We start from the raw sequence: 7,177 nt of genomic DNA on the forward strand, positions 1-7,177 counted from the left end.
ACAGCGGGCGCCTGTTTTGTGGAGGCGCCCGTTGACCGATTAGCCTTTAAACACCTGGGGGTTGACCAGGTCGTGTGGGCGTTCACCCAGCAAGGCGCTGCGCAGGTTGTCCAGTGCTCGGTTGGCCATGGCCTCGCGGGTTTCCTCGGTCGCTGAGCCAATGTGCGGCAGGGTCACGGCGTTTTTCAACGCAAACAAGGGCGACTCGGGCAGTGGCTCTTTCTCGTAGACATCCAGGCCTGCCCCGCGAATCGTATTGTTTTGCAGGGCTTTAATCAGCGCCGCTTCGTCGACCACCGGGCCGCGAGAAATGTTGACCAGAATCGCGCTTTTCTTCATCAGGTTGAGCTCGCGCTCGCTGATCAAGTGCTTGGTTTTCTCGCTCAAGGGCACCACCAGGCACACAAAGTCGGCTTCGGCCAGCAACTCATCCAGGCTGCGGAACTGCGCGCCCAGCTCTTGCTCAAGTGCCGGCTTGCGGCTGTTGCCGCTGTACAGAATCGGCATGTTGAAGCCCAGACGGCCGCGACGGGCAACGGCTGCACCGATATTGCCCATGCCGACGATGCCCAGGGTTTTGCCGTGCACATCGGTACCGAACAAGGCGGGCCCCACGCTGGCCTTCCATTCCCCGGCCTTGGTCCAGGCGTCCAGCTCGGCTACGCGGCGGGCACTGCTCATGATCAAGGCAAAACCGACGTCGGCCGTGCTTTCGGTCAGCACGTCGGGGGTATTGGTGAGCATGATCCCGCGCTCGTTGAAGTAGTCGACGTCGTAGTTGTCATAACCCACCGACACACTGGACACCACCTCAAGGTTTTTGGCGTTTTCCAGTTGCTGACGCCCCAGCTTGCGGCCAACGCCGATCAAACCGTGGGCGTGGGGCAGGGCTTGCTCAAACTGGGCATTGATATCGCCCAGCTTGGGGTCCGGCACGATGACGTTGAAATCCTCTCGCAGGCGCTCGACCATTGCTGGCGTGACGCGGCTGAAGGCAAGTACGGTTTTCTTGGTATTAGAAAGACTCATCGGTACAAGGCTCGTCGGCTGTCGGGAATGTAAGCACGCTAACATTCCCGCCGAAATTGTGCAGCCCTGATTATCTGTGTGGGGGCCTTAGCTGTACGTTGCCAGCTCAATTTGATGCGCGGTCAAAATCTCGGGTAGCGAGCCGCGCAGGAACTCCACCCAGGTTTTGATCTTCGCATCCAGGTATTGGCGTGAAGGGTAGATGGCGTACAGGTTGAGCTCTTGCGAGCGGTACTGGGGCAGTATCCGCACCAGCGTGCCGTTGCGCAGGCCTTCGATGGCCGAGTACAGCGGCAATACCCCTACGCCCATACCGCTGATGATCGCGTTGCGCATAGCATCGGCCGAGTTGACCAAAAACGGCGAAGAATTGATCAACACCATTTCCTGGCCTTCGGGGCCTTCAAAGACCCATTTGTCCAGGGCAATCACCGGGCTGACCAGGCGCAGGCAGGCGTGGTTGAGCAAGTCGCTGGGTTTGAGCGCTTTGCCATTGGCTTTTACATAGTCGGGGGAAGCGCAGACGATGCTGTAGGTGATGCCAAGGCGCTGGGACACAAACCCCGAGTCCGGCAGTTCGGTGGCCAGCACGATCGAAATGTCGTAGCCCTCGTTGAGCAAATCCGGCACGCGATTGGCCAGGGTCAGGTCGAAGGTGACGTCTGGGTGGGTCTTGCGATAGCGGGCAATGGCGTCGATCACGAAGTGATGGCCAATACCGGTCATGGTATGCACTTTCAGTTGCCCGGCCGGGCGCGAATGGGCATCGCTGGCCTCGGCTTCAGCTTCTTCGACATACGCCAGAATTTGCTCGCAACGCAGCAAATAGCGCTTGCCGGCTTCGGTCAGGGCAATGCGTCGCGTGGTGCGGTTGAGCAAGCGGGTTTGCAGGTGAGCCTCAAGGTTGGAGACCGCGCGCGAGACGTTAGCGGTGGTGGTGTCCAGCATGGCGGCCGCGGCGGTAAAACTACCGGCTTCGGCCACGCAGCTGAAGGCGCGCATGTTTTGCAAAGTGTCCATGAAGTGCTCTCAGGGGCGGTGTAGGGGACAGCAACAAAGGAGACAGCGACAAATTGTGACATGAAGTTTCAGGATTTACTGGCCGGATCTCATGCGACTTACGGATTATTCTGTGAACGGTAATAAAGAATCACAGTTATGCCAGCTTATCGTTGCCCCTGCCAAGCCATAGACTTATCTATCTCGAAAAACCTCCCCCCACGTCAGGAATTTGCAGCAGTGCAGCGTCGCATCAGCAGAGAGCTTAAAGCCCTCAGTGTTCTGGCTTTATCGTTGGCATTAAATGGCTGTATCGGTTTCGGTGGTATCGCCCCAAAGGGCGAGATGTTCAATGCCAATACCCTGGCCACGGACGAGGCGATTCAAAGCGCCGCACAAGACGCAAACTGGCCCAAAGCCCAATGGTGGCGCGCTTATGGCGACCCGCAACTGGATAATTGGATCAGTCTGGCGGTGCAAGGCAGCCCGACCATGGCCATTGCCGCCGCCCGTGTACGGCAGGCCAAGGCCATGGCCGGTGTGGCCGAATCGGCTGAGTCGCTGCAAGTCAATGGCGAGTCGACGCTCAAACGCCACCGTTGGCCGTCAGACCAGTTCTATGGCCCTGGTGGTCTGGACAGCGCCAACACGTGGGACAACAACGCCCAGTTAGGCTTCAGTTATGCCCTTGACCTGTGGGGGCGCGAAAGCAATACCACCGAGCAAGCGGTGGACATGGCGCACATGAGCGTCGCCGAGGCGCGCCAGGCACAACTGGAATTGCAGAACAATGTCATTCGCACCTATATCCAGTTGTCGCTGCACTATGCGCAACTCGACATCGTCGAATCGACCTTGCACCAGCAAGAGCAAATCCGCGATCTGGCCCAACGCCGTCTGGACGGTGGCATCGGGACTCACTTTGAAGTCAGCCAGGCCGAAGCGCCGCTGCCCGAAACCCATCGCCAGATCGACGCACTGGAAGAAGAAATCGCCCTGACCCGCAACCAGTTGGCCGCGTTGGCCGGCAAGGGCCCAGGGGAGGGCGCCCGTCTCAAACGCCCGACGCTGGCGTTGAACACGGTTCTCAAATTGCCATCAACGTTGCCGGCGCAATTGCTCGGCCAGCGTCCGGACGTGGTTGCCAGCCGCTGGGAAGTCGCCGCGCAAGCCCGTGGCATCGACGTGGCCCATGCCAATTTCTATCCGAATGTGGATTTGGTCGGCAGCATCGGCTTCATGGCGACAGGTGGCACGGCGCTGGGTTTTTTGACGGCTCAAAAAATGAGCTACAACGTCGGTCCGGCCATCTCCTTGCCGATCTTTGATGGCGGGCGCCTGCGCTCGGAGTTGGGCGCGGCCTCGGGTGGCTATGACCTGGCGGTGGCCAAGTACAACCAGACGTTGGTCAACGCGCTCAAAGGCATCTCTGACCAGTTGATCAAGCGTGAGTCCATGGACAAGCAGCAAGTGTTCGCGGCGGAGTCGGTAGCGGCGGCGCGCAAGACCTACGACATTGCCATGATCGCCTATCAACGCGGCCTCACCGACTACCTCAATGTGCTCAACGCGCAAACGCTGCTGTTCAAACAGCAGCAGGTGCAGCAGCAAGTCGAGGCGGCGCGCCTGAGTGCCCACGCAGAATTGGTGACGGCACTTGGGGGTGGTCTGGATGCGGGCAGCGATGTGCCCAAAGACGATCGTTATGCGCCCAATAAACCCAAGTTGGCGCTACCTCTGTAGGAGCGAGCTTGCTCGCGATCTTTTGACGTTGAAATTCGCGAGCAAGCTCGCTCCTACAGATTAAATGCGATTTCTGGAGATGTAGATGAACCACTTGCCCGCCCCGGTGCGCTGGCTGTATTCGCTGGAATGGCGCCGAGGCTTTTTTGACTGGGCGCGCAGCGACGGCGTGACCTGGGTTCATATTTTCAAAGTATTGATCGCTGCCTTTCTGACCCTGTGGTTGGCCATGCGGCTGGAGTTGCCGCAACCGCGCACCGCGATGATCACCGTGTTTATCGTGATGCAGCCGCAAAGCGGTCAAGTCTTTGCCAAAAGCTTTTATCGGTTTCTGGGCACCCTGACCGGTTCGGCGGTGATGGTGGCGCTGATCGCCTTGTTTGCGCAAAACACCGTGCTGTTTCTCGGGGCGATGGCGATTTGGGTGGGCATCTGCTCGGCCGGTGCCGCCCGCTGCCGTAACTTCCGCGCCTATGGCTTCGTACTGGCCGGCTACACCGCTGCCATGGTCGGCCTGCCAGCCCTGGCCCACCCCGATGGTGCGTTTATGGCAGCCGTGTGGCGGGTGCTGGAAATCTCGCTGGGCATCTTGTGCTCAACCGTGGTCAGCGCCGCGATCCTGCCGAAAACCGCTGGAGCGGCGATGCATGACGCGCTCTATAAACGCTTTGGTGTGTTCGCGGGGTTTGTGGCCGAAGGCCTGCGCGGCCAGTCGACCCAGCAAGCCTACGAAGCCAGCAACGTGCGTTTTATCGGCGAGAGCGTGGGCCTGGAAGGCATGCGTAGCGTGACCGTGTTTGAAGACCCGCACATGCGCCGCCGCAGTGGTCGCCTGAGCCGCCTGAACAGCGAATTCATGGCCGTGACCACGCGCTTCAACGCCTTGCATCAACTGCTCGCGCGGTTGCGTTCGCGGAGTGTGCAGCCGGTGATTTCGGCGGTCGAACCGGAGATGGAATTGCTCGCGCAGTTGCTCGACACGTACTCAGGCCGCTCCCTGACCGACAAGGACGCCGCCGTGCTGGCCGAGCAACTGGCCGAGTTCAAGGGGCGCCTGCCTGCACAGATTCGCGCCTTGCGGGTGAGTTTTCTGGAAAACCAGCCCAGCGATACGGAGTTCCTGGACTTCAACACAGCCTTTGAGCTGCTGTTCCGGTTTGTCGACGACTTGCACAACTACGCGTTGACCCACGCGTCGCTGGCCGATCACACCCACGAACGGGAACGTTGGGACCAGCCCTTCATCTCGCAAACCAACTGGTGGTCGGCGGCGGCCTCCGGGATTCGGGCGTCTTTCATCCTCGTGGTGCTGGGCACCTATTGGGTACTGACGGCCTGGCCGAGCGGCGCCACCATGACCTTGATTGCCGCCGCCACGGTCGGCTTGTCGGCGGCCACGCCCAACCCGAAACGCATGGCTTTTCAAATGGCCTGCGGGACCTTTATCGGGGCAGTGGTGGGCTTTGTCGAAATGTTTTTCGTGCTGCCGCACATCGACGGGTTCCCGCTGCTGTGCCTGGTATTGACCCCTGTGATCGTGTTTGGCTCATTCCTGACCTCGCGGGCCAACTATGTGGGCGTTGGGTTAGGCCTGCTGATCTTTTTCAGCACCGGTTCGGTGCCCGACAACCTGACGATCTACAACCCGTACCAGTTCATCAACGACTACATCGCCATGGTCATCGGCATGCTGGTGTGTGCCGCGGCGGGGGCGATCATTCTGCCGCCCAACAGCCACTGGTTATGGAGCCGTCTGGAGCAAGACCTGCGCGAGCAAGTGGTGTACGCCATCAGTGCCAAGTTGCGCGGCTTGAGCTCCAGCCTGGAAAGCCGTACCCGCGACCTGATGCACCAGGCCTATGGCTTGGCAGCTGGCCAGCCCAAGGTGCAGCGCGAACTGCTGCGCTGGATGTTCGTGGTGCTGGAGGTGGGCCACGCGATCATCGAGTTGCGCAAGGAACAGGCGATTTTGCCGGTTCACCCAGCGTACGCCGAGTCGCAGCCGTGGCGTCAGGCCATCCGGGTGATGGGCCGAGCGCTGGTGCGCCTGTTTATCGCGCCTGGCGAAAACAACCTCGAGCGAGCGCTGATTGCCGTGGATCACGCCATCAGCCGCGTTCAGGCTGCCGATGAACCCTTCGCCCGCAACTTCGACACCTCGGCGCTGGTCCGGGTGCAAAGCTACCTGCACTTCATCCGTTCTTCACTGCTTGACCCGCAATCGCCGCTGGCCGCCTATGCCCAGCCGCAAGGACTTGAACATGCCTCGTGAAATCGCCTTCCACGGCGTCTACATGCCCACCATGACCCTGATGTTTTTTATCGCGGCGGGGTTGGCATGGGGCTTTGACCGATTGTTTTCCGGCTACGACCTGTACCGCTTCTTCTGGCATCCGGCGCTGCTGCGTCTGAGCCTGTTTGTGTGTCTTTTTGGCGCCATGGCGCTCACTGTTTACCGTTGAGACTGATCCGATGAAAAAGTTCTTCAGCCTGCTTGCCACCTTGCTGGTTTTGGCCCTTGCGATATGGATCGGCCGCACCCTATGGGAGCATTACATGAACACCCCCTGGACCCGCGACGGGCGGGTCCGGGCCGACATCATCAACGTCGCTGCTGACGTCAACGGTTACGTGGTCAACGTGCCGGTCAAAGACAACCAGTTGGTGAAAAAAGGTGATGTGCTGCTGGAAATCGACCCCGAGCATTACCAAATTGCCGTCCAGCAAGCGGAATCGCTGGTGGCGTCGCGCAAGGCCACCTGGGAAATGCGCAAACAGAACGCCCGTCGCCGGGCCGACATGGACAACCTGGTGATCTCCCGTGAAAACCGCGATGACGCGAGCAACATCGCCGATTCGGCATTGGCTGATTACCAGCACGCCCAGGCGCAACTGGACGCGGCCAAACTCAACCTCAAGCGCACCAAGGTGGTGGCCACGGTTGACGGCTATGTGACCAACCTCAACGTGCACCCCGGTGACTACGCGCGGGTGGGCGATCCGAAAATGGCGGTAATCGATAAAGACTCGTTTTGGGTGTATGGCTTCTTCGAAGAAACCAAGTTGCCACACATTCGTGTGGGCGACACCGCCGAGCTGCAAATGATGAGCGGCGAAGTTTTGAAGGGCCACGTCGAAAGCATCTCGCGCGGCATCTACGACCGTGACAACCCCGAGAGCCGCGAACTGGTGGCGGATGTGAACCCGACCTTCAACTGGGTGCGCTTGGCCCAGCGTGTGCCGGTGCGCATCCACATCGACGAAATCCCGGACGGCTTCCTGCTGGCCGCCGGCACCACCTGCACCGTGATTGTTGATCAGACCGACAAATAACGTTCACGACTGTGTAGGAGCGAGCTTGCCTCGCGATCTTTTGATCTTTTAAAAGATCGCGAGGCCAGCTCGC

6 protein-coding genes are annotated in these 7,177 nt (G+C 59.9%); 4 read left to right on the forward strand and 2 right to left on the reverse strand.

What is annotated here, in order from left to right:
- Positions 1-39 precede the first annotated feature (39 nt).
- Positions 40-1,029, reverse strand: coding sequence for a 2-hydroxyacid dehydrogenase (locus NTD86_RS20190; RefSeq protein ID WP_262204893.1), 990 nt, complete (start codon positions 1,027-1,029; stop codon positions 40-42).
- A gap of 87 nt (positions 1,030-1,116) precedes the next feature.
- Positions 1,117-2,049: a LysR family transcriptional regulator gene (locus tag NTD86_RS20195; protein ID WP_262204895.1), complete on the reverse strand. Its 933-nt coding sequence runs from the start codon at positions 2,047-2,049 to the stop codon at positions 1,117-1,119.
- Positions 2,050-2,268: 219 nt separating this feature from the next.
- Between NTD86_RS20195 and NTD86_RS20200 the strand changes: the two genes are divergently transcribed.
- The 4 genes from NTD86_RS20200 to NTD86_RS20215 all read left to right on the forward strand — a co-directional run bounded on the left by NTD86_RS20200 (position 2,269) and on the right by NTD86_RS20215 (position 7,104).
- Positions 2,269-3,771 carry an efflux transporter outer membrane subunit gene (locus NTD86_RS20200; protein WP_262204897.1) on the forward strand — a complete coding sequence of 501 codons (1,503 nt, stop codon included), beginning with the start codon at positions 2,269-2,271 and terminating at the stop codon, positions 3,769-3,771.
- Between the two features lie 85 nt (positions 3,772-3,856).
- Positions 3,857-6,043, forward strand: a complete 2,187-nt coding sequence (locus NTD86_RS20205; protein WP_262204899.1) for an FUSC family protein — start codon at positions 3,857-3,859, stop codon at positions 6,041-6,043.
- A complete protein-coding gene (locus NTD86_RS20210; RefSeq protein WP_262204902.1) occupies positions 6,033-6,233 on the forward strand; it encodes a DUF1656 domain-containing protein in 201 nt (66 codons plus the stop codon). Before NTD86_RS20205 ends, NTD86_RS20210 begins: the two co-directional genes overlap by 11 nt.
- 10 nt (positions 6,234-6,243) lie before the next feature.
- Positions 6,244-7,104, forward strand: coding sequence for an HlyD family secretion protein (locus NTD86_RS20215; RefSeq protein WP_262204904.1), 861 nt, complete (start codon positions 6,244-6,246; stop codon positions 7,102-7,104).
- The last annotated feature ends 73 nt before the right edge of the window (positions 7,105-7,177 follow it).

The organism is Pseudomonas sp. 7P_10.2_Bac1 (assembly GCF_025465935.1).
Lineage (GTDB): Bacteria > Pseudomonadota > Gammaproteobacteria > Pseudomonadales > Pseudomonadaceae > Aquipseudomonas.

Bases quoted from the DNA above. Each gene is read 5' to 3' on its own strand.
- NTD86_RS20190 (WP_262204893.1), bottom strand. From the start codon at position 1,029: ATGAGTCTTTCTAATACCAAGAAAACCGTACTTGCCTTCAGCCGCGTC.
- NTD86_RS20195 (WP_262204895.1), bottom strand. From the start codon at position 2,049: ATGGACACTTTGCAAAACATGCGCGCCTTCAGCTGCGTGGCCGAAGCC.
- NTD86_RS20205 (WP_262204899.1), top strand. From the start codon at position 3,857: ATGAACCACTTGCCCGCCCCGGTGCGCTGGCTGTATTCGCTGGAATGG.
- NTD86_RS20210 (WP_262204902.1), top strand. From the start codon at position 6,033: ATGCCTCGTGAAATCGCCTTCCACGGCGTCTACATGCCCACCATGACC.
- NTD86_RS20215 (WP_262204904.1), top strand. From the start codon at position 6,244: ATGAAAAAGTTCTTCAGCCTGCTTGCCACCTTGCTGGTTTTGGCCCTT.